Origin of the sequence: Cloacibacterium sp. TD35 (assembly GCF_028864635.1) — a bacterium.
Lineage (GTDB): Bacteria > Bacteroidota > Bacteroidia > Flavobacteriales > Weeksellaceae > Cloacibacterium.
This window is the reverse complement of sequence record NZ_CP104850.1, coordinates 1,094,187-1,117,906: the sequence shown is the minus strand read 5'-3', so window position 1 is coordinate 1,117,906 and position 23,720 is coordinate 1,094,187. Positions and strand designations below refer to the sequence as shown.

At 32.6% G+C, this 23,720-nt stretch carries 20 protein-coding genes and 2 tRNA genes; 7 read left to right on the top strand and 15 right to left on the bottom strand.

The window, feature by feature from the left end; all coding sequences use genetic code 11:
• Window positions 1–10 precede the first annotated feature (10 nt).
• From N7277_RS05110 to N7277_RS05085, 6 genes are all read right to left on the bottom strand, one after another.
• The gene (locus N7277_RS05110; RefSeq protein WP_274780635.1) at window positions 11–2,806 is read right to left on the bottom strand and encodes a SusC/RagA family TonB-linked outer membrane protein; all 2,796 of its coding nucleotides are present in this window, start codon (window positions 2,804–2,806) and stop codon (window positions 11–13) included.
• Between the two features lie 201 nt (window positions 2,807–3,007).
• Window positions 3,008–4,807 carry a discoidin domain-containing protein gene (locus N7277_RS05105; protein WP_274780634.1) on the bottom strand — a complete coding sequence of 600 codons (1,800 nt, stop codon included), beginning with the start codon at window positions 4,805–4,807 and terminating at the stop codon, window positions 3,008–3,010.
• A 10-nt stretch (window positions 4,808–4,817) separates the two neighbouring features.
• The gene (gene bglX / locus N7277_RS05100; protein ID WP_274780633.1) at window positions 4,818–7,154 is read right to left on the bottom strand and encodes a beta-glucosidase BglX; all 2,337 of its coding nucleotides are present in this window, start codon (window positions 7,152–7,154) and stop codon (window positions 4,818–4,820) included.
• Window positions 7,155–7,245: 91 nt separating this feature from the next.
• Entirely contained in the window at window positions 7,246–9,531 is a 2,286-nt protein-coding gene (locus N7277_RS05095) for an NADP-dependent malic enzyme (RefSeq protein ID WP_274780632.1), read from the bottom strand.
• Window positions 9,532–9,591: 60 nt separating this feature from the next.
• A complete protein-coding gene (locus N7277_RS05090) occupies window positions 9,592–10,455 on the bottom strand; it encodes a BadF/BadG/BcrA/BcrD ATPase family protein (RefSeq protein WP_274780631.1) in 864 nt (287 codons plus the stop codon).
• 39 nt (window positions 10,456–10,494) lie between these two features.
• Window positions 10,495–10,749: a hypothetical protein gene (locus N7277_RS05085; protein WP_274780630.1), complete on the bottom strand. Its 255-nt coding sequence runs from the start codon at window positions 10,747–10,749 to the stop codon at window positions 10,495–10,497.
• Between the two features lie 217 nt (window positions 10,750–10,966).
• Between N7277_RS05085 and N7277_RS05080 the strand changes: the two genes are divergently transcribed.
• From N7277_RS05080 to N7277_RS05060, 5 genes are all read left to right on the top strand, one after another.
• Entirely contained in the window at window positions 10,967–11,425 is a 459-nt protein-coding gene (locus N7277_RS05080; RefSeq protein WP_274780629.1) for a GtrA family protein, read from the top strand.
• A gap of 4 nt (window positions 11,426–11,429) precedes the next feature.
• Window positions 11,430–12,152 carry a lysophospholipid acyltransferase family protein gene (locus N7277_RS05075; protein ID WP_274780628.1) on the top strand — a complete coding sequence of 241 codons (723 nt, stop codon included), beginning with the start codon at window positions 11,430–11,432 and terminating at the stop codon, window positions 12,150–12,152.
• 91 nt (window positions 12,153–12,243) lie between these two features.
• The gene (locus tag N7277_RS05070) at window positions 12,244–13,515 is read left to right on the top strand and encodes an MFS transporter (protein ID WP_274780627.1); all 1,272 of its coding nucleotides are present in this window, start codon (window positions 12,244–12,246) and stop codon (window positions 13,513–13,515) included.
• A 1-nt stretch (window position 13,516) separates the two neighbouring features.
• Window positions 13,517–14,470: an ROK family protein gene (locus N7277_RS05065; RefSeq protein WP_274780626.1), complete on the top strand. Its 954-nt coding sequence runs from the start codon at window positions 13,517–13,519 to the stop codon at window positions 14,468–14,470.
• On the top strand, window positions 14,464–15,501 hold the full coding sequence (locus N7277_RS05060; RefSeq protein ID WP_274780625.1) for a DUF3810 domain-containing protein: 1,038 nt from the start codon (window positions 14,464–14,466) through the stop codon (window positions 15,499–15,501). Before N7277_RS05065 ends, N7277_RS05060 begins: the two co-directional genes overlap by 7 nt.
• 314 nt (window positions 15,502–15,815) lie before the next feature.
• Here N7277_RS05060 and N7277_RS05055 read toward each other — a convergent pair.
• From N7277_RS05055 to greA, 7 genes are all read right to left on the bottom strand, one after another.
• Window positions 15,816–15,889: transfer RNA gene (locus tag N7277_RS05055), tRNA-Met, on the bottom strand.
• A gap of 44 nt (window positions 15,890–15,933) precedes the next feature.
• Window positions 15,934–17,223: a peroxiredoxin family protein gene (locus tag N7277_RS05050; RefSeq protein WP_274780624.1), complete on the bottom strand. Its 1,290-nt coding sequence runs from the start codon at window positions 17,221–17,223 to the stop codon at window positions 15,934–15,936.
• A 46-nt stretch (window positions 17,224–17,269) separates the two neighbouring features.
• Window positions 17,270–17,491 carry a hypothetical protein gene (locus N7277_RS05045; protein ID WP_274780623.1) on the bottom strand — a complete coding sequence of 74 codons (222 nt, stop codon included), beginning with the start codon at window positions 17,489–17,491 and terminating at the stop codon, window positions 17,270–17,272.
• Window positions 17,492–17,500: 9 nt separating this feature from the next.
• A complete protein-coding gene (locus N7277_RS05040) occupies window positions 17,501–19,450 on the bottom strand; it encodes a hypothetical protein (RefSeq protein ID WP_274780622.1) in 1,950 nt (649 codons plus the stop codon).
• Between the two features lie 166 nt (window positions 19,451–19,616).
• Window positions 19,617–20,801, bottom strand: coding sequence for an ATP-dependent Clp protease ATP-binding subunit ClpX (clpX, locus tag N7277_RS05035; protein ID WP_274780621.1), 1,185 nt, complete (start codon window positions 20,799–20,801; stop codon window positions 19,617–19,619).
• 55 nt (window positions 20,802–20,856) lie between these two features.
• Window positions 20,857–21,246 (bottom strand): HIT family protein, encoded by a 390-nt coding sequence (locus N7277_RS05030; RefSeq protein ID WP_274780620.1) that lies wholly within the window; start codon window positions 21,244–21,246, stop codon window positions 20,857–20,859.
• 26 nt (window positions 21,247–21,272) lie between these two features.
• Complete coding sequence (greA, locus tag N7277_RS05025; protein ID WP_274780800.1) at window positions 21,273–21,740, bottom strand: transcription elongation factor GreA; 468 nt, start codon at window positions 21,738–21,740, stop codon at window positions 21,273–21,275.
• Between the two features lie 114 nt (window positions 21,741–21,854).
• On the opposite strand from greA, the gene N7277_RS05020 reads away from it, so the two are divergent.
• Window positions 21,855–22,307, top strand: a complete 453-nt coding sequence (locus N7277_RS05020; RefSeq protein WP_274780619.1) for a hypothetical protein — start codon at window positions 21,855–21,857, stop codon at window positions 22,305–22,307.
• A 9-nt stretch (window positions 22,308–22,316) separates the two neighbouring features.
• Window positions 22,317–22,766: a D-aminoacyl-tRNA deacylase gene (dtd, locus tag N7277_RS05015; protein ID WP_274780618.1), complete on the top strand. Its 450-nt coding sequence runs from the start codon at window positions 22,317–22,319 to the stop codon at window positions 22,764–22,766.
• A gap of 55 nt (window positions 22,767–22,821) precedes the next feature.
• On the opposite strand, the gene N7277_RS05010 is transcribed toward dtd, so the two are convergent.
• Together N7277_RS05010 and bshB1 are read right to left on the bottom strand one after the other, a co-directional pair.
• Window positions 22,822–22,897: transfer RNA gene (locus N7277_RS05010), tRNA-His, on the bottom strand.
• A gap of 38 nt (window positions 22,898–22,935) precedes the next feature.
• Window positions 22,936–23,655 carry a bacillithiol biosynthesis deacetylase BshB1 gene (gene bshB1 / locus N7277_RS05005; RefSeq protein WP_274780617.1) on the bottom strand — a complete coding sequence of 240 codons (720 nt, stop codon included), beginning with the start codon at window positions 23,653–23,655 and terminating at the stop codon, window positions 22,936–22,938.
• Window positions 23,656–23,720: the final 65 nt, after the last annotated feature.

The following is a 23,720-nucleotide window of genomic DNA, read 5'->3' as shown; positions in this document are numbered from 1 at the left end:
CTTTAATTTTTTAGAATGTAACATTAATACCGAAACTTGTAATTCTAGGATTTGGATATCCACTGTTATTTACACCAAATTCTGTAGCTGAACCACCAAATTCTGGAGTAAAGCCATTCACATTATCCCAAGTTTTAAGATTCTGAACATTGAAATAAACTTTTAATGCTTGAATTCCTAAACCTTCGATTAAACCTTTATTGAAATTATAACCTAACTGTACATTTCTGATTCTGAAGAAGCTACCATCCTCAATCATATAAGTAGAGTTTTCTCTGTTATAAGCAGATGCGGTGTAACTTCTTGGCTCCCAATTAGAGGTTCCTGCACCAGTCCATCTGTCTAATCTTTCTTCACGATAGTTAAATGGCGCAAATGAATTACCATTACCCCAATTTCTAAAAATTTCGTTTCCGTATACTCCGTAGAAATCTGCATTAAGGAAGAATCCTTTGTAATCTGCACCTACACTAAATCCGTAAGTGAAATCTGGAGTTGGATCACCAATAATAGTTCTATCATCTGGTGTGATTTTACCATCACCATTTACATCTCTGTATTTAAAATCTCCAGGCGCAACATCTCCAATTGTAGAAGCTGGTGAGCCAAGAATATCTGCATAAGATTGATATAATCCGTCTACAATATAACCATAGAAAGCACCTACTGGTAAGCCTTCTTTATAAATAGCTGGACCATAAAATACTTTATAACCATCTTCTAATGTATTAAGAACTTTGGTTTCAGTAGTGGTTAAGTTACCATTAATGGAATACGTGAAATCTTGTGAAATTCTATCTTTCCATCCTAAAACAAATTCAAAACCTTTTGCCTCAATAGAACCGGCATTCATAAAGTAATTAGGGTTTCCAATCACATAGTTTAGTAAGCCTTCTGTTTTTTTATTATAATAAGTAGCATCAAAAGATAGTTTTCTGCCAATCATCATTGATTCAAAACCAAATTCATAAGATTTTAAATGTTCCCATTTTAAATCAGTAGCTTCTTCGTATGCTTTTACGAATGCTGGATATAGATTCCCGTTAAATACACCTGTTCCACCTTCTACATATATTGGATATCCAAAATAGCTATATGGAGTGTATTGGTTTCCTAAATCACCATAAGAACCTTTAATTTTTAAATAATTGATAAATTGTACCTCACTCATGAAGTTTTCCTTAGAAATTTCCCAAGCACCACCTACAGACCAGAACCAGTCAAATCTATTTCCTGGAGCTAACTGAGATGAACCATCATTACGCACAGAAGCATTAAGCATATATTTATTATTAAAGCTATAAAGCATTCTACCAAAATAAGATGCTTGTCTCTGTTTGTATGCACTGGTATTAACTACTTTAGTTGTAGAATCTACAAAATCTGAATGCAGATACCAAAATCTTGGGTTATTAGGAATTTGACCTAGAGGATTAGATAAACTTCCTTTAGCGCTACCAGACATACTAGAGTATTCTCTATTAATAGTCTCGAAACCTGCCATCAAAGTTAAATCATGTGCCCCAAATTTATTTTTATAAGTTAATAACTGGTTTTGTTGGAACGTAACGTCTCTATTTTCAAATTGATTAATACCAGTAAGTAAATTACCAGAATAAGGAGTAGAAGAATTAGATTCTGCTACATAAACATCAAAAACTGGTGTATAACCTCTTCCGGTTCCATTACGATATGTTACAAAATAGTTAGAACGGAAAGTAAAGTTTTTCAAGAAATCAAATTCAAAATATGCATTCGGGTTAAATTGAAAATCTTTATTATACTGAGTATTTCTCATTCCTTCTACTACAGCTAAAGGGTTTCCTATTTGTGCTGCACCTATTTGCTGAGGAAGTGAATTATATAAACCGAAATAATCTCCAGGTGTTAAGTTTATAGGAGCAACTACAGGAGTAGCATTAAGCGCTGAGCTAAAACTTCTCAATTGTGGTAATTTAGAATAAGATCCTGTAATTCCAAAACCTGCTCTTACTTTGTCTGAAATTTTTACGTCATCATTAAATTTCATGGTTAATCTATCAAATTTTTCATATTTAATAGAACCATCTTCTGTTTGATAACCAAAAGAGAAACTTACTTTATTTTTATCAGTACCATTAGAAATAGTTAAATTATTTTGGTTAATAATTCCACCCTCTTTTTTAATGGTATCAATCCAATTGGTATCTGCATTAAATAAATTAAATAAATTATATGCAGGAAGACCTTGATTAGCTAAATCTTCATTATAAAGTGTTTTAAAGCCTTCTGCACCTACCAAATCAGGTCTATTATCTAGAGATTTAACCCCAATTGAAGAACTAAGGTTAATAGTTGTTTTTCCTGATTTTGCTCTCTTAGTAGTCACAATAATTGCACCATTAGCACCTCTATTACCAAAAATTGCTAGAGATGATGGATCTTTTAGAACTTCCATAGATTCTATATCTGATGGGTTCAAAAAGTCAATATTATTGGCAAAAACTCCATCTACAATATACACAGGCTGAGTCTGGTTAATTGTAACGGTCCCTCTAATTCTAACATCAGCTTGGGAACCAGGCTGACCAGAATTTACTACAGATAAACCCGCAACTTGACCTTGTAAAGCGTTTATTGGGTTAGCATTTGGTTTATCTGCAACTACATCTCCTCCAACTTTAGCTATAGAACCGGTAAGATCTCTTTTCTTAGCCGTTCCATACCCAATCATCACTACCTCTTCTATTTGTTTTTCTTTAAGCGAATCTTTTGTTTGAGCGCTTAATTCCTGATATCCTGCAAATAAATAAATTGCAGCTATCATACTTGTTAATTTCACAGTGTTTTTCACCATAACAATAATGAATTAAAATTTATTTTTATTATCTTATTTTGTGACAAAATGCAGAATCAAATGTACAATTTTATTCTACGCATAACATTTGTTTTATTAAAATTTTAAAAAAATGTTAAAAATCATTAAAAAAGCAAAACCAAAGCTTTTAAACAGGCTCTTTTTTACGAATTAGTCAACTTTTGAAATTTCTGTTTTTGCAGAAACTCCATTATTATTGAAGGCTTCAATCTGAAAATAATAAGTATCTGCAGCATCCATCCCTGTAAAATAGTAGTCATTTTTACCATAAACCATGATGCTTCCGTACAACTTGTCTGGAGACTTCCCAAAATAAATTACATAACCATCTGCTAAGTTATTTTGCTTCCATTTTAGCCATGAACTTCTTCTCTCCCCTGCTTTTTCTTTTGGATTTCTCAGAACCACAAAATTTTCTACTTTTTGAGGCTTTTCACCACTTCCGTTTCCGAAAACTCTCAATCCACTGATGGCAAATTTGCCAGTCGGCATTTTAATATTTTGAATTTTAAGATATCTTGTGGTAAATGGTTTTTCTATTTCTATATAATCGTGAGGTACATCTTTGGTGTTATTTGACTTGTCTACCACTAATTTCCAATTTTTTTCGTCATCAGAAGCGTAGATTTTATATTGATGCGATTTTCCTAAAGTTTTGCCTAAAAACTCAGCATCTTGGTCAGCAAAATTAATTTGAATAGCCTTCACTAAAGATTTTTCACCTAAATCGGTTTGTATATATTCATTAGCTCCGCCAGTTTTAGCACTCCAATACGTTTTAATATCTTCATCAACTGCAAAATTGGGTTGGAAACTTCCTAAAGTAGAAGAAACTTTAACGGGCTTATTGTAGTTCAGTAGCATCCAACCTGTAAACAAACCTTTGATATGGTCTGCATTTTTATTTGGGAGATAAGTAGGATAATCTCCGTAAGCTGTGTTACTGTACATCACATCATCTTGATCAAAACCAGCTGGCCAAATTCCTATTCTTCTTTCAAAATTATTTTTTTGGCTAATGACCATGGTAGAAACATGCCAATATTGCCCGAAATTATCTTGATAAGTAGCACCATGTCCGGCTCCTCTTGCAAAACCACCCGGTTTATATGAGAAAGGATTGTGTTTTTGATAAGAAAATCCTTCCAACGGATTATTGCTGACATAAACTCCATCTGCATAACCGCTAAACTCAGTTCCAGGAGCGCCATATTGCAGATAATACTTATTATTATGCTTAGTTACCCATGCTCCTTCCATAAATGGTTTGAGAAAGGTATTGTCATTATATTCTCCAAATCTTTCCCAACCGTGATCATCTGGATGCAAAGACATCAATGGTTTTACGTAACCTTCGGACTGCAATGTTTGTGTATTAATCTCAGTTCCTAGAAGTGGAAATTCATTGCTAGACCCCCAATAAAGGAAGAGTTTTTTCAAATCTTTATCATACAAAAAGGCAGGATCCCATGCTCCCACTTTAAAATTATCTACAGCAATTTCCCATTCATCTTTTGTAGGATTTTTAGATTTCCAAATAGCAAAATTCGGTCCGTGTGTAGAACCTATTACGTACAATTCATCATTCATTTCGAAAACTGCAGGAGCACATAATTCATCATAAACTTGATGATTAACATCTAATTTATGATCTACTTTACCAGCTTCCTTGTTTGGAAATTCGTTTTCGGGTTTTAAGAATTTTCTAGAAATAAAATTCCAATTTAACATGTCTTCACTCCACCAATATCCCCATTGATTGGTACTAAAAAGGAAGTATTTTCCTTTAAAATTAACAATTACTGGGTCTGCAGTTGCTCTATGTTTTCCTTGAGTTGCAAAATTAGGAATGGGAGTATATCCGTAATCTATATTAATAGGATTACAATAAGTTTTCTGCTGTGCCGAAAAGAACACAACAGAAAACAATGCGATGATAAAAGCTCTCATATTTTGAGATTTATTTATTCCAAGTGATTTTTTGAGAAACGGTCTTTTGAGAATCGCCTCCTACAAAAATTTCAAATTCACCAGATTCCCAATCGTATTTTAGGTTATTATCATAGAATTTTAAATCTTCTGGAGTTACATTAAAGGTAACGGTTTTGGCTTCTCCTGCTTTTAAGAATATTTTTTGGAAACCTTTTAATTCTTTTACTGGCCTTGTATTGCTACCTACCATGTCTCTGATGTATAATTGTGCGATTTCTGCACCATCATATTTTCCAGAATTTTTCAATTCTACAGAAACTTTTAAAGTTTGGTTTCCTTTTAAATTTTTAGAACTTACATTTAGATTATTGTATGCAAACTGAGTGTAACTTAAACCGTAACCGAAAGGATAAAGCGGAGTGTTACATTCATCTAAATAATTAGAACGGAATTTATCAAATTGGCATTTTTCAGTAGATGATTGAGAAAGTGGTCTTCCTGTGTTTTTGTGATTGTAGAAAATAGGAACTTGACCTACACTTCTTGGGAAAGTCATCGGTAATTTAGCTGAAGGATTTACTTTACCAAAAAGTACATCAGAAATTGCTAAGCCAGCTTCTGAACCTGGGAACCATACATTAAGAATAGCATCTGCCAATTCGCTTTCCTCATTGATTTCCATTGCTCTACCTGCAAATAATACCAAAACAATTGGCTTGCCTGTTTTTTTCAATTCTTTTAATAAATCTTTTTGAGCTTGTGGAATAGAAATATTAGTTCTAGAACTAGATTCACCACTCATTTCTGCAGTTTCACCAATGGCAAGAAGAATTACATCTGCTTTATTGGCTATATCTACAGCCTCTTTAAGCATTTCTTCTTTGCTTCTGCTATCTCTATAAGTGTTTTTGCCAAACAGAGCAGCGTTTTGTTCGAAAGTTGCGTCATAATCTATATTAGAACCTTTAGCATAAGTAAAATTCACAGAATTACCGAAAGTCTTTTTAAGACCTGCTAAAAGTGAAATCGCTTCTTTATGTTTTGCGGCAACGCTCCATGTTCCTGGCATATTTTCAGCATTGTCTGCTAATGGCCCAATTACAGCGATATTTTTTTGAGATTTTAAAGGAAGAATTTCATTGGTATTTTTCATTAAAACCATTGACTGTGCTGCAATATTTCTGGCAATATCTCTGTTAGCCTGACTGAAAACTTCATTTTTTGTTCTGTTTACATCACAATATTTATATGGATCATCGAAAAGTCCTAAATCGTATTTTGCTTCAAGAATTCTTTTTACCGCTAAATCAATTTGTTTGATATTTACTTTTCCTTCTTGTACAGATTTTTTAAGGGTAGTAAGAAAACCTTCGCCTACCATATCCATATCTACACCAGCATTCATTGCCAAAGCCGAAACTTGCTGTAAATCTCCCATTCCGTGATCTATCATTTCATTTATACCGGTATAATCTGTAACCACGAAACCTTTGAATTTCCATTGATTTCTAAGAACTTCAGTCATAAGCCATTTATTTCCTGTTGCAGGAATTCCGTCTACTTCATTAAAAGAAGCCATCACAGAGCCTACACCTGCGTCTACAGCAGCTTTATATGGAGGAAAGTATTCATTATACATTCTTACATGGCTCATGTCTACTGTATTATAATCTCTACCAGCTTCTGGAGCTCCGTACAATGCGAAATGTTTCACACAAGCCATTATCGTATTATTAAGAGATAAATCTTTTCCTTGATACCCAAAAACCATTGCTTTTGCCATCTCAGAACCTAAATAAGGATCTTCTCCAGCTCCTTCTGCTACTCTTCCCCATCTTGGATCTCTAGAAATATCTACCATTGGCGAGAAAGTCCAGTTAATACCACTAGCACTTGCTTCATTTGCTGCTACTCTTGCAGATTGCTGCACTAATTGAGTATCAAAAGAAGAAGCTAAACCAAGAGGAATAGGAAAATTAGTTTCATAACCATGGATTACATCCATCCCGAAAAGCAAAGGAATTTTCAGTCTGCTTTTTTCAACAGCAATTTTTTGAACTTCTCTAATTTTTTCTACTCCTTTAATATTAAAGAGACCTCCTACTTTTCCTTCTTGAATTTTCTTTGCGATATCAGAACTTTGAGCTTGTCCCGTGGTAATATCACCAGCTCCAGGAAGATTAAGTTGACCTAGCTTTTCGTCTAATGTCATCTTTTTCAACAAAGAATTTACGAAAACAGACTTTTTAGATTGATCCTCTTTAGTTTGGTAATTGTAGTACGGTTTATTTACAACTTCTTGAGAATGAGCGTAACCAGAAATTAATACTACTGCTAATAAGAATTTTGACTTTATGCTAAACATAATTTTAATTTTACGGCTAAAGTTAGATAATTATTTTTGAGGGAAAAAAATTTTAACACTAAAAAAACCGAGAAAATTCTCGGTTTAAATATTATTGATTTTCGCGCATTTGAGCATCTAAAACGGCTATAGTAGCCAAGTTTACAATCTCATCTACACTTGCTCTCATTTGTAAAACGTGTACCGGTTGTTTCAGTCCTAATAAAATAGGACCAACTACTTGTGCTACTTTCATCCCTCTGATAATTTTATAAGAAAGATTAGCACTTTCTAAATTTGGAAATATAAAAGTATTAGCAGGCGTTTTTCCTAATTTTGAGAAAGGATAATCCTGAAGATGGTCTGCACTCATAGCAAAATCAGGTTGAAACTCTCCATCTACAATCATATCTGGATATTTTTGATGTAGAATATTTACTGCTTTTGCTACTTTTTTAGACGTCTCAGAATTGGCGGAGAAATTTTCGTAAGAAAGCATGGCAATTCTTGGTTGAATCGCAAAAGATTTAACCGCGTATTCTGCCATCTTCGCGATGTTAGCCATTTCTTCTGGTGTAGGATTTACATTGATTGAAGTATCTGCAAAGAAATAAGGTTTCTTGTCTGATAAAATCATCATCATAGAAGCAATTTTATCTACTCCTTTTGCTTTTTCTATAATTTCTAAAACAGGTTTCAGAACAGTTCTATAATTCTTAGAATACCCAACAATTAAAGCATCGGTATCACCATGTTGCAACATTAGTGGGCCGTAATAATCTCTGTTTCTCACTAGCCTTTTGGCAATATATTCATTTACACCCTTTCTGTTGCGAAGTTTCCAAAGGGTTTCTCTGTATTTTTTACGATTATCGTCTTGGTCATCATCCATTGGATCTACAATCGGAACGTCTAGATGAATTCCGAATTTCTCCATTTGTTCTTTGATGAATTTTTTTTCTCCCAATAAAATAGGTTGAGCAATTCCTTCTTCATAAAGAATCTGTGCGGCTTTCAGTACATTATATTCTTCGGCATTTCCTAGAGTAACGCGTTTTGGGTTAGAGCGCGCTCTGTTTTGCATCATTCTGATGAGTTTTTCATCTCTACCCATTCTGTCTAGCAACTGATTTTCGTATTCTTCAAAATCGGCAATCGGTTTTCTAGAAATTCCGCTTTCCATAGCAGCTTTTGCTACTGCGATTGAAACTTTGGTTAATAGTCTATTGTCAAAAGGTTTCGGAATAAAATATTCTCTGCCGAATCCCATGTTTTTAACATTGTAAGCCAGTTTTACCATTTCAGGAACTGGCTCTTTTGCTAACTCTGCAATTGCTTTTACAGCAGCCAGTTTCATTTCTTCATTAATTCCATTGGCTTGTACATCTAATGCTCCTCTGAAAATATATGGAAAACCAAGAACGTTATTTACCTGATTAGGAAAATCACTTCTTCCCGTTGCCATAATGACGTCTGGTCTGGTTGCGATAGCAAGATTATAATCAATCTCTGGAGTAGGATTTGCCAAAGCAAAAACCACAGGGTTTTCTGCCATTGAACTAAGCATTTTTGCGGTCATTACATCTCCTTTAGACAGACCAACAAAAACATCTGCTCCTTCCAAAGCTTGTTCTAATGTAGAAATATCTGTTTGTGCAATAAAATCTAATTTTTCTGGAGTAAGGTTTTCTCTCTTATGATTGATTACTCCTTTAGAATCACACATCAATACGTTTTCTTTTTTAAGACCTAGTGCAATATATAATTTGGTACAAGCGATTGCTGCTGCTCCCGCTCCATTTACTACCATTTTTACTTCATCTATCTTTTTATCTGCAAGTTCTAACGCATTGAGTAAGGCTGCTGCAGAAATGATGGCAGTTCCGTGTTGGTCATCATGCATCAAAGGAATATTAAGCTCTTCTTTCAGTCTTTGTTCTATGTAGAAAGCTTCTGGCGCTTTAATATCTTCTAAATTGATTCCACCAAAAGTGGGCGAAATTCCTTTAACGATTTCTATAAATTTGTCTGGATCTTTTTCATTAATCTCAATATCGAAAACATTGATATCTGCAAAAATTTTAAATAGCAATCCTTTTCCTTCCATTACTGGTTTAGAAGCTTCTGCACCGATGTCTCCCAATCCTAAAACAGCAGTTCCGTTTGAAATTACAGCAACTAAGTTTCCTTTGCTGGTATATTCATATATAGTAGACGGATTTTTTTCTATTTCTAAACAAGGTTCTGCTACACCTGGTGAATATGCTAACGATAAATCTCTCTGTGAAGAGTGAGGTTTAGAAGGAATAACTTCTATTTTCCCTTTAGGTTCATTTCTGTGATAATCAAGAGCTGCGTTTCTAAATTGTTCCTGATCTCTATTCGTTTTATCTGACATAAATTTTAAAAAATTTAATTAAAAGTAAATTCTATATTAAAAAAATAAGAGGAAATATTTTTATTCCTCTTGATTAAAAATGTATTTTTTATGATACTCTACTAGACTTTCTATAGGTCTTTGTACAATTTTTCCTACGGTAAGATTAAGTTCTGCGGCAGCAGATCTCAAAATATCTTCGTACACAAAAGCGATAGAACCAATAAAGTTAATCTCTGCTTCTCTGGCTTCTTCATAAGGAAGCACTTGGTATTCAAAGAAGTTTTTCATCTCATCAAATATCATATTTTGAAAATATGGATGAGATTTTTTGAGGACTACAAATTTATTAAATTCTGCGAGATATGCATTAGCTCTAGGATTATGATACATGTTTTTAATAGCATCTTCTATCGTAAGATGATAGGTCGCCATAAAATCTTCGTGTAAATCTTTGGGTAATTTTTTCATGAAAAACCTGCGCAACAATTGTTTACCTAGTGCAGAACCACTTCCTTCATCCCCAATTAAAAATCCAAGCGAGGGCAAATCTCTTCTTACGACTTCTCCATCAAAAAAACATGAATTAGAACCCGTTCCCAGAATACAAACAATTGCAGGTTTACCATTATATGCTGCATAGGCTGCAGCCGTCATGTCTTCTTTTACAGTTACTTTGGCATGTGGAAATGCTTTTTGCAAATTGGTTTCAACCAAAGCTGCATTTTCTGGAGTACCGCAACCAGAGCCGTAAAAATAAATTTCTTTTAAGTGTTCTTTAAGAAAATACAAATGCGGATTCTTCTCTATTTCTTGAGGAATCAAATCTGCATTAATAATATTTGGATTAAAACCGAGTGTTTTGGCTTTTTGAGAAATCTTACCAGAATGATCTAGTATTACCCAGTCACATTTTGTAGAACCACCGTCAACAATTGCAATCATACACAAACCGTTTAAATTGCTAAATTAGGAAAATCTTTTTTATTCTATGCTTTCCTCATCTTTTAGGTCTAGCCAATGATCTATTTCATCTTCTAGATAATGCGTTTGTAATTTAAGTGCAAACATAAAATCATCTGGCACAGAGGCTCTATCGCCAGTTTCTATATCCCATATTTCGTCTGAGAGATTTTCGAATTCTGTATAGATTCTTTTGAAGCGAGGATTATGTTCTTCTAAATCCTTAATCTTATCTTGCTTATACTGAAATTTTCTGTATGGTCTCGGGGTTTTCATACTTTTACTTTTTGATTTGGTGTGGTAAATATCAATGAACAATCTGGTGTCAAGACAAAAAAATCACTTTCATATATAATTGAAAATGAATTTTTTATCAGGTTTTGATGGCGTATTTTGTAATACTAAATTATATAATTTTTTGTTATAAAAAAATAATTAATCATAATTTATTAAACTTTAACATTTAAGTTTAAATTTGTAGTAAGAAAATTTTATGAAACAACTTTTATTAAAACAAAAGCAAGTTCTATTTTTTATTATTGCGGGAGGTTTAAGTGCGATTATAGAAATTGGGAGTTTTAAATTATTCAGTGTTAATATCCCTCGTTTTTATTCAAGTGAAACTAATTTTCACGGAATTCATTTTCCGTTGAGCAATATTTTGTCTACTACTTGTGGTATTATTTTCAATTATTTTTTAAGCATTTGGTTTGTTTTCGAACGCGGGAAACACTCTAAGAAAAAAGAATTTGCTTACTTTATGGTAATTTCTTTTTTTTCTACCATACTTAGTTTGCTGTTTTTCCAATTATTCTACAATACAATCTTCAGAGATAATCTAGACATGATTATTTATACCTTCAGTCCGCAAATTTTAAGTAAAATGGCTGCAATTGGATTGGTTTCTATCCTTAATTACTCAGTCAAAAAAAATGTGATTTTTAATGGTTAATGGTATGACAAGAATACTTAATTATCTTTGGCGAGGCTGGATGGTTTTACTTGCCGGAATTTTACTTATTTTATTTTTCATTCCTGTTTACATCCTTTCTATAAAAAAAGAACATTATAAATACGCTTATTTTTTTGTGAGATTATGGTGTAAATTCGTTTTTTACGGCATGGGATTCAGGTATGAACTCATTAATCAGACCAACAAAAAAATTGACAGAAACCAACAATACGTTATTATTGCCAATCACACATCGATTGTAGATATTTTTATTCCAGTTTTATTATTTCCTCATCATCCTATTTGTTTTGTTGGCAAAAAAGAATTGGTAAAAATTCCTATTTTCGGTACTATCTATAAAAGAATTTGTGTAATGGTAGATAGAAGTTCTCCCAAAAGCAGAGCAGAAGTCTATGAAAGATGTGCAGAACGCATGGAAGAAGGAGACAGCATTGTGATTTTTCCAGAAGGTGGCGTTCCAGATGACACGTCTGTCATTTTAGACAAATTTAAAGATGGAGCTTTTATTTTATCTAACAAACACCAGTCTCCTCTTGCTGTTTTTACCATTGTAGGATTGAAGGAAATGTTTCCTTTTGACCATGGGAAAGGCTATCCAGGAAAAATTAAAATTTATTTTAACGAGATTTTAGAGCCAACAAAAAACATACAGGAATTGAAAGAAGTTTCACATAATCTTATTAAATTTACCCTTCAAAATAATTAAAATTCCTATTATATCATTTCGAGAAAATAATGATATATTTGTTAGAATTTTTTCTAAACACAATTTATAAAAATAAATTAAAAACAAAAATATGGACACTAACCAAAACAAACAAAGCTATGCTTTACCGATTGCAATGATGTTTGCACTCTTTTTTATGATTGCCTTCGTTACAGGTTTACAAAATCCGATGGGAGTAATTGTTAAAAACCAATTTCAGGCAAGTAATTTACTTTCACAATTAGGTAATTTTGCCAATTTTATCGCCTATGCTTTCATGGGAATTCCTGCAGGTTTAATGCTGCAAAAAATTGGTTATAAAAAAACTGCTCTTACTGCAATTTTGGTAGGTATTGCTGGTGTAGCAATTACTTTCTTCTCTGGTAAAATCGAAAGTTTTGCCGTTTATTTAATTGGAGCATTTGTAGGAGGTTTTTCTATGTGTATGCTGAATACTGTAGTAAACCCTATGCTGAATACATTAGGAGGAGAAGGAAAAAGAGGTAACCAATTATTACAATTCGGTGGTACTTTAAACTCTATGGGAGCTACCATCGTTCCAGTATTAGTAGGTTATTTAATGGGAGATGTAGCTAAGGCTACTATTTCAGATGCTAATCCAGCATTATTCTTAGCAATAGGAATTTTTGTTTTGGCATTTATCGTATTATATTCTATGAGCATTCCAGAGCCACACATTGTAGCAGAGAAAAGCACTGAGAAAAATACCCACAGTCCACTTTCATTCAGACATTTCGTATTAGGAGCGATTGCAATTTTCGTATATGTAGGTGTAGAAGTAGGAATCCCGAATATTGCTAACCTTTATATGACTGGCGATTTACAAATCAATGCTACCACTGCAGGAACTGTAGTAGGAACATATTGGTTCCTCATGTTAATAGGAAGATTAACTGGAGGTGTTTTAGGTTCTAAATTTTCTAGTAAATCAATGTTAAGTTTCGCAGCTGTTCTAGGATTAGTATTTGTACTTTTAGCAATCTTCTTACCAAAAGACCAAATGGTAAGTATGCCTGTTTTCCAATCTGATATTTCTTTCGGTTTAGCTCAAGTTCCAGTAAGTATTATGCTATTGGTATTATGTGGTCTGTGTACTTCTGTAATGTGGGGAGGAATCTTTAACTTAGCTACAGAAGGATTAGGAAAATATACTGCAGCTGCATCTGGTATTTTCATGGTGATGGTTTGTGGTGGTGGTATTATCCCGGCAGTTCAAGGTTATGCTGCTGATATTTTCGGATATGTACAGAGTTATTGGGTAGTGGTAATAGGTATTTCTTATATGCTATTCTATGCATTAGTAGGAAGCAAAAACGTAAATAAAGACATTAAAGTTGACTAATATGAAAGAAAAATATGCAATTGGTATTGATGTAGGTGGTACCAATACCAAATTCGGTGTCGTAAATAAAAAAGGTGAAATTCTAATTCAAGACAGAATTAAAACCAATGAACATGACAACGTAGAAGCTTTTATAGATGATTTAGCAGAAAAACTAAATCCTATGATTGAGCAATATGGCGGCCCACAAGCATTCGTAGGAATAGGAATGGGTGCTCCTAATGCTAATTATTATCAAGGAACTATAGAATATGCTGCCAACTTAAAATGGAAAGGCATTATTCCTATGGCTGAACTTCTAGAACAGAAATTCCACATTCCTGCTAAATTAACTAATGATGCTAATGCTGCTGCAGTAGGCGAAATGCAATATGGAGCTGCTAAAGGAATGAAAAACTTTATCACCATTACTTTAGGAACTGGTGTAGGTAGCGGAATCATCATTGATGGAAAAATCGTTTTAGGACACAACGGTTTTGCAGGAGAACTAGGTCACGTAATTGTAAGAAACGGTGGTAGAGAGCACAAAGGAACTGGACTGAAAGGTTCTTTAGAAGCTTATGCATCTGCAACAGGTGTAAGAGATACCGCTATTGAATTATTACAAGAAACACAGCACTCTCCTAGTTTATTAGAAAATTATCCTATCAATGAGTTGACCAGTGAAACCGTATTTAAATGCGCAGAACAAGGAGATTCTTTAGCGAATGAAGTTTTCGAATTTACAGGTCAAATTTTAGGAGAAGCTTTAGCTACTTTCGTACATTTTTCTGCACCTGAAGCAATTGTACTATTCGGTGGATTAACGAAAGCTGGTGACCTTATCATGAAGCCAACCAGACAAGCTATGGAAGACAACTTATTACAAGTTTTCAAAAATAAAGTTAAAATTTTGTACAGTGACTTACAAGAAGCAGATGCTGCAATTCTTGGGGCAAGCGCTTTAGTATGGTAAAAATTTTAAAAAATAAACAATCATTATTTTGGGCAGGCTTATTGTTTGCCCAATTTCTTTTATTCTATATCTTTTCAAAAAGCGAAATAATTGTTCAGCAACTCATTGCTTTTTTTCATTTCAAAAAACAGTTTCAAAATGAGACGTTCTCTCATTTAAAATATTCTTTTGGGGATATTCTTTATATCATTTTCATCTTTTTCCTTTTATTTTTTCTTTTCAAAAGCATTAAGAGTAGAAACTTTAGAGTTCTATTGATCATACTAAATATTTCTTATTTTATTTATCAAATTTCGTGGGGAATGCTCTATTTCCAAAAACCTTTTTATGACAAAAATAAAGTAGAAATATCCAGCAAAGAATTAGAAAAACTTACTTTAAAATACATTGCATTAACCAATCAAGAAAGAAAAAAAATTGCAACAAAGAATGTATTCAAAATTGAAAACATTGAAGTATTAAAGTCAAGCATACTTCATTCTCAAAAGCGCTTACCCAAAGAGTATTATCCGTTTGAAACGTCAAACATTGACAACTTTAAAGCCAGCTTATTTAATCCATTAATAAGCTATACAGGAATTCTTGGCTATTACAATCCATTTACCACAGAAGCACAATATAATTCAGAATTACCTGATACTTACCTTCCATTTACAATATCACATGAAAATGCACATCAATTAGGTTTTGCAAGGGAACAAGAAGCTAATTTTATAGGCTTTTTGATTTGTAAAAATTCTGACAATTCTGAACTCAAATACTGTGCCTATTTATTTGTCACTAAAAGTTTGGTAAATGCTTTGCGCAGCTCTAGTCCTGAGTTTGCATCTCAAGCAAGCTTATTCCTCTCTAAAGAGGTAAAAAAAGACTTAAAAAACGAAAGGATGTTCAAAGAAAAAAACGATTCTTTACTAACCGATTTTTTTTATTTTACTAATGATATCTTCTTGAAGTCTAATCAACAGGAAGGTAGTGTAACTTACTCTTATTTTATTGATTTATTAGTTCTGTACGAAAGAAAAAATTCATAAAAAAAGAATCACATCCTAGGATGTGATTCTAAAAACACAAATGATGAAAAAAAATTTATTGCTTTCGAGCGATGGCCCATTGAAAGCGGTGTAAAAATACATATTTCTTCTAAACTAACAAAATTTTTCACATATTTTTTTAATTAATTTGTTTTATCACCCTTATCCTGATACCTCCTAGAGATTATAATTTATTAAAAATAAGGCTCTACCAATCCAAATTGATAATTTGACGTTAAAAAATATGATTTTTGATTATAATAATGAAATTAAAAAAAAAGCAATGAATATTAAAATATTCATTGCTTTTATTGTAGCGAAGACGGGATTTGAACCCGTGACCTTTGGGTTATGAATCCAACGCTCTAACCACCTGAGCTACCTCGCCGATTTTCGTGGTGCAAATATATAAATAATTTTAAAGTCTACAAATTATTTTAGCTGTAATAATTCTAAAATTTCAGAAAAGTTATCTGGGTTAGCTATAATCTTATTCTTAGCATCTACTATATAGAAAGTTGGTGTAGCATGTACATTATAGGTATCTACATAACTGCTGTACCAACCTTTTAATTCAGTATCATTAATCCAAGGTAACATTTTAACTTTATCAGAATATGATTTAGCATCAGAATCCAAAGAAAGCCCCACTACTTCAATATTTTTTTCTTTTAATTTATTATACTGAAGAACCATCTCTCCAATTTCTTTTTCGCAGTGAGAACAAGTAGAAGACCATAATATAATAATCTTTTTATCTGCTTTTACTTCGTGTAAAGACTTCACTTTAGTATTTACTGGATTATGGAAAATATTATTCGGTATAATTTTACCTATTTCTGTATTTGTATTGGCTTTTATAGTATTGGCTAATCTATCATTAATTGTACATTTTAAATTCTTCGCTTCTTTAAGATATTTTTCCTTTAGATCTTTAATGCTGTATACATTAAAAATTTCTATTAATTCAGACAAAATTGTTTGTCCACGTGGGGTTTCTATGTTTACGGTAGTTAGCAGTTTATCTATTTCATCCCCTAAGCTCGTTCTGCTAGTATTACTTAAAAAGACCATTAAAATAGGCTTAAGAAGAGAAGATGTCTCTAAAAAATTCTGCGTATTATTAAGAAAAGAGATAATTTCATCATTAGTAGGATTTTTCTTCCCTACAGACTCTTGTAAATAAATCTGATAGGTTTTAAAATAATAATTTAAAAAAGGATGCTTTTCATAATCATAAGTAACGTCTGAACTTAGATGAGCAATTTCATTTTTAAGCGCTATGCCAAAATCAGAGTTTTCTTTGTAGAAATTTTGAATTTGGTAGAGGGCAGGTAAAATTTGCTCCTTTTTTTTCTGCTGATCCTGGATACTGTAAAAAATATTATTTGCCTCATCAATATAATCTATCTGGTGCACTTTGTTATTTTTAGTAGTAAATCTAAGTTCTACATTTTTATTTTCTGAGATAAAATTCACAGATGTATTTGCCTGAGGAAAATAAATTTTTAATAATCCTTGATAATTATTTTTCACACTAAATACCCAAGTATCATTCTTTTTTTCTGCCTTATCTACTAAAATATCCTTAGACCCATTTAAAGTATAGAGATAAGCTTCATTAAATGAAAAATCTTTGGGAGCTTCTATCTTGATGGTAAATTGAGCTGAAACCAAATAGCTCAACAATAAAAATACGAATTGTGATATTTTTCTTTTCATGCAATAAAGATAAAAAAAAACTCACTATTAGTGAGTTTTTTTAGTTTTATATATTCTTAATTTTTAATCTTCGGTATGTATATGTTATTACAAATAATGCTACTATAAATAATACAAAAATGTAATTATCGATAGGTGTTGCTGGCGCACCATCTCCTTCTGGTGGTGGTGGATCTCCACCTTCCAATTGGCCGTAACTTAAACCATTATAAGCCAAAGCCAACAATAACATAAACTTATATTTAAATTTATTTATTAATTTCATCATTTTATGTTTTTATTTAATAGTTTTTATCGTTCTAACGGTTCCATCATTATACTTAACAATAACTACGTATACTCTATTATTATCTATCGGTAAAATATAATCATTAGTAGTTGAAACATTTGGAATACTCGTAATAAGTTTTCCTCCCATTTCATAAATACTCAATTCTGCTTTTCCAGATTTCTCAAATCTAACTTTATTGTGAGCATTTTCGCTGTAAATAAATGTAGATTTGTTATCATTTTTAACGACATCTGTACCAAGTGTTCCCGTAGGAGAATAAGATTTCCAATAAATCTCAAATCTAGAATTATAATCACTGTTTGATACCACAAATTTATAAGAATTTGCTGCAGATATTTCAGTAACTTTTTGATTTTCTTTATCTAATAAATAAAATTTATCAGCTGATAAGTCTTTTACCTCATTGAATATTGACCCTTCATAAAGATTGAATCTAAGCTCATATTGATTACCCAAAACAAGATTATTAAATCCAATACCCATAGGTTTTCCAATATAAGTATCAGTATTAAAAGTATTAAAATCTTTTTTACTGTTGTAAGCTACTGATGTATCAGGATTTATTCCAAAAGCATATACATCGTTTGTATTTGTACTAGCACTTCCAGACTCTGTATTATAATTAGATCCAACTAAGAAAGCAGGAGAACCTAAAATTTTATCATTATTAACTAGGAATATCCCTGCTTGATAAAAATTATAAGTATTTGAAGCTAATTTTTGAGCTGTTGATTCTGTTTTTAATGCTCCAGAAGAGACTCTTCCATAAGGCACTGGTGTTGAACCTATTGTTCCACTTGGGCTATAACTATAAGTTTTATGATTATCTCCAAATTTCACTTCAATATCTATAATTCTACTTCCTAGTTTGGTAGCACTAGGATCAATTAAAGGAAAATTCAAATTGAAAGTTTCAAATGGTCTAATTAATAACGCTTGAGCGTCACCTGTCCATTGTGTTCCATCAAACATTGCTTTGTGGTAAGTAGAAGATCCTGAAGTATTATTATCTTCTGAACCTTTTACTGGGTTCCATGTAATTCCATAGCTTGAAGTTCTCTTGCTTACATAAAAATCCTTTATCATTAAATCAGTAGTAGCTTGCTTTATGGTTCTATTACCACTATTATTTTTTATGAAAAGCCAAGCATTAGCGCCATCAAATGCACTTAAATCTAGATTAGATGTGTAAGGATTTCCAAATCTGTAGGTATTTTTAGCATAAGTTTTACTAGTTGAACTGATGTCTCCTAGGTAGGTTTTATACTTTTCGTTATACTGATTTACATACTCTTTCCAGGTATTATAATCTAAATCCGAAAATGTAGCCTCGTAACCATTAATAAGACCTTTAGCTGTAGCATTATATTCGCCTGGAGAAGGCAAACCCTTGTAACCGATAATACCCGTCATAGCATTCTGCATTCCAGTATCTCTAAGGTTTACAAGATAATAATCCCCAGCAACAAATGCAGCTCCTGATGGCACGGCATCGTTTACAAGTTTGTTATTATTCCATTTTCTAAGGGTCATGTTGTAAATTGAAGGACCACAATTAGCTCCAATTGCACAATCTCCCTTAAAGTCGGTTTCGGCTTTACCAAAACTCGTCATAAAATACTTTACGTTATCTTTATAGGGAAAAGCAACAGGAAAAGTAGCATTGAAATAAGATGATGACGCGGCAGGTCTTTGAACAGTCATTCTAGCATCTGTAAGAGCTCCTCCACCCAGAATTTGAACTTGACCATAGTCATTAACATCTGTATAAACGCTTACAAATTCTTTTCCATCTGCAGAAGCACCAGCAGAAGCTCCTTTAAGGTAATTCCCAACTATCGTTATACTACCTTTATTTTCAACTGATTTTTCAACAGTAGAATTAAGTTGGAAATCTCCACCAGAATAAACTAGTGCGCCACTTCCAACATACAACTTAGCATCTGCACCAACATGAGTTAGTACTTGTGCACTTCCTATGCCAATAAATAGGACTAGAAAGCCAACAGTTAATAATTGTTTTTTCATTTTTGTGTTTTTTTAAGAATTTATACAACTCTTTGAATATACAAATATAGTAATTTTATATAAAAAAAAGCATTTATATCATAATATCCTCATTATCTATTTGTAAATTTTTATCTATTTCATCTATTTTATACATATAATCCTCTAAAACCTTCTCTGTAGTCCCCCTAAGACCTCTTGCACCCAAGCCTTTATCAATAGTATAATCTACAATTTTTTCTAGTGCTTCTTCAGTAAATGAAAGTTTTATTCCATCTAATCTAAATAATTCTACAAACTGATTGATAATAGAATTTTTGGGCTCTGTAAGAATTCTAAGCATGGTTTCTTTGGTGAGTTTATCCAAATGGGTAACAATAGGAAATCTACCTAACAGTTCTGGAATAAGCCCGAAACTTCTTAAATCTGTAGCATTTAATTTTTCTAAAATATAGCTTTCTTCTTCTACTTTAGAATGTTTATCTGTACTGAAACCTATCGCTTGCTTATTGAGTCTTCTCTCAATGATTTCTTTAATCCCATCAAAAGCTCCACCTGCAATAAATAAAATATTCTGAGTATTGACTTGAATGTATTTTTGGTCAGGATGTTTCCTTCCTCCTTGTGGCGGAACATTTACAATACTACCTTCTAGAAGTTTCAATAAACCTTGCTGAACCCCCTCACCAGAAACATCTCTGGTAATACTCGGATTGTCTGATTTTCTAGCAATTTTATCAATTTCATCAATAAAAACAATTCCTTTTTCCGCCTTTTCCACATCATAATCTGCCACCATGAGAAGTCTAGACAAAATACTTTCTACATCTTCTCCTACGTAACCAGCTTCTGTTAAAATGGTAGCATCTACAATACAAAACGGAACGTTTAATTGCTTAGCAATGGTTTTCGCTAAAAGTGTTTTACCTGTTCCTGTTTCGCCCACCATAATAATATTAGACTTCTCAATCTCTACAGATTTATTTTCGTCTTTATTATGAAGAAGTCTTTTATAATGATTATAAACCGCTATTGATAATTGTTTTTTGGCTTGATCTTGACCAATAACATATTCGTCTAGAAATTCTTTAATTTCCCTAGGTTTTTTAAGCTCTTCAATCGAGGTAGCTGGCGAAAACTCATCTTCATGTACACTTTCTTTTACGATAGCATGCGCTTGTTCTACGCAGTTTTCACAGATAAATCCATTTTGTCCTGAGATTAAAATTTCCACTTCAGATTTTTTTCTTCCGCAAAATGAGCATTGATTAGGATTCATTCTTTTTATTTTTGAAAAAACTCAAACTTCGCTATGAAATTTGAGTTAATATATTTTAAGAGTTAATTATTTTATTTTGAATTTCTTGATATTCTTCTGGTGAAAGTTTCAGTCTTTTGTTTCCAAAATTAAGGTCTTGCATGGTATTCATGGGAACCAAATGGATGTGTGCGTGAGGAACTTCTAATCCTATCACTGCCACCCCGACTCTTACACATGGCATCGATGCTCCAACTTTTTTAGCTACTTGTTGAGCGAATCCCCAAAGATTTTTAAATTCTTCTGATTCTAAATCAAAAATTAAGTCTACTTGTTTCTTTGGAATCACTAAAGTATGACCTTTTGCTAATGGCATTGCATCTAAGAAAGCTAAATAATTTTCGTCTTCAGCGATTTTGTAGCACGGGATTTCTCCGTTTACAATTTTGGTGAATATAGAACTCATAATTTGTAATTTTTTAAAGATTAAAATTACAATGAAATTTCTAAAACTTCAAAAGAAAGTTTATTACCGTTTGGTAATACAATCTCCGCTGTTTCGCCTACAGCTTTACCTAGCAATCCTTTTGCAATAGGAGTATTTACAGAAATTTTTCCTGCTTTAATATCAGATTCATTATCTGGAACAAGCGTAAATTTTTGTTCTTGTTTGGTTGCATTATTTTTAAGACGAACGGTACAAAGTATAGAAACTTTAGAAGTGTCCAGTTGGCTTTCGTCAATCACTTTAGAATTTGCAATAATATCTTTAATTTTAGAGATTTTCATTTCTAGCAAGCCTTGCGCTTCTTTTGCTGCGTCATATTCTGCATTTTCAGATAAGTCTCCTTTATCTCTTGCTTCTGCAATTTGTTGAGTAATTTTAGGCCTTTCTATGCTTTCGAGTTGTTCTAACTCTGCCTTCATTTTTTCCAAACCTTCTTTGGTTACATAATTCATTAATTTACTCATATCTGGTTATTTTGCGTTAATGTTAATATAAAAAAATAATCCGACCTTTGCCGGACAATATTCATTAAAAATTCGAGTTACAAAGATATGATTAATTTTAATATGAAACCAACCCTTTTAAAAATAATTATCCCAATTTCACTGGCTTTCAGCGCATTAAAAACACTCAACTCTTGTTCCAACAGAGAAGAAACTACCAGTTGTTTTCCTAACCAATTTATTTCTGTTCAACTCAATTTAAGCCTACCTTCTTATTATCCTCTTAACAATATTGGAGGCTGGATCTACGTCTCAGAACAGCAATCTGGAACCAGGGGCTTAATAGTTTATAGAACCAATGATGGTTTCAAAATTTACGATAGAAACGCACCCCACATTTGTCCATCCACAGACACTACATTAGAAGTGGAAAATGGCAGCTTGGTCATTTGTAAAAAAGATAATGCGAAATGGTTTCTCAATTCTGGAGCACCAGCTTCTATAAGTCCATATCCCCTGAAACAATATTATTATAATTATAATTCTACTTCCAATATTTTAAATATTTATAATTAATTTAGAGGCATGAAAATAGTAGTTCAACGTGTAAAAGAGGCATCTGTAGCATTAGAAGGAAAAATTGTAGGAGAAATTTCTCAAGGATTGCTCCTTCTCATCGGTGTAGATGAAAATGACACTCAAGAAGATGCCAATTGGTTAATTAAAAAAGTGGTAGACTTAAGAATTTTTTCAGATACTGAAGGAAAAATGAACCTTTCTGTAAAAGATGTAGCTGGAGAGATTTTATGTATCAGCCAGTTTACTTTAATCTCTGATTACAAAAAAGGCAATAGACCTTCATATATAAAAGCAGCTAAACCAGAAAAAGCCATTCCTCTATTTGAATATTTTAAATCTGAAATTGCTAAATCTGGATTAAAAATAGAAAGCGGAATATTCGGGGCAGATATGAAAGTATCTTTACTGAATGATGGCCCTGTAACTCTGGTTCTAGACAGCATCACCAAAGTATAAAATCCCAAGAAACTTATAAAATAAAAAAGCATCCAAAATTTGGATGCTATTTTTTGGGTGAATGATGGGTCTCGAACCCACGACCTTCGGAACCACAATCCGACGCTCTAACCAACTGAGCTACAATCACCGTTTTTGCGTGTGCAAATATATAAAATTTTTAAAACAATTAACAAATAATTCCTTCAAAATTTTTAAATGCTAATAACTTTTCAGTTGTGAAACCTTCTGCATAATCTACTCCACTTAATCTCCCTAAATCTTGCGCTCTGTAAGTAAGACTTTCTAAAAAATCTTTGGTTGCGATGGGAGTCATTGGTTCTGTGGAAGTTGGGTCATAAAACTGAGTTTTATAAGCCAAACAAGCCTCTATTTTTTTGTCTAAAAATCCAGAAATATCCATCACAAAATCTGGTTCAATATTTTTCCACTGAATGTAATGAAAAACCTGTTTTGGCCTCCAAAATTTTTGGGATTCACCATTTAATTCGGTCTCTATTTTAATCAATCCAGATAAAAAACAAGCATCTGAAACTAATTTTGCGGCTTTTGCATGATCAGGATGCCTGTCGTCAATCGCATTACAAAGCACGATTTCAGGTTGGTATTTCCTAATCATTTCTATAATTCTAAACTGATATTCTTGTGAATTGATGATAAAACCATCTTTCATTTTAAGATTTTCTCTAGCAGAAATTCCCAAAATTTCGGATGCTGCAGCAGCTTCTTGTGCTCTGGTTTCATTCGTTCCTCTAGTTCCCAATTCGCCTTCGGTAAGGTCTATGATGGCTACTTTTTTCCCTTCGGAAATTAATTTTGCTATAGTCCCTCCGCAGCCTAACTCTACATCATCTGGATGTGCTCCTATTGCTAAAATATCTACTTTCATGGGCCAAAAATACAGAAATTAAAATTAAAATTAAAAATTTAAAATTAAAAAAGCTTCTCGATTGA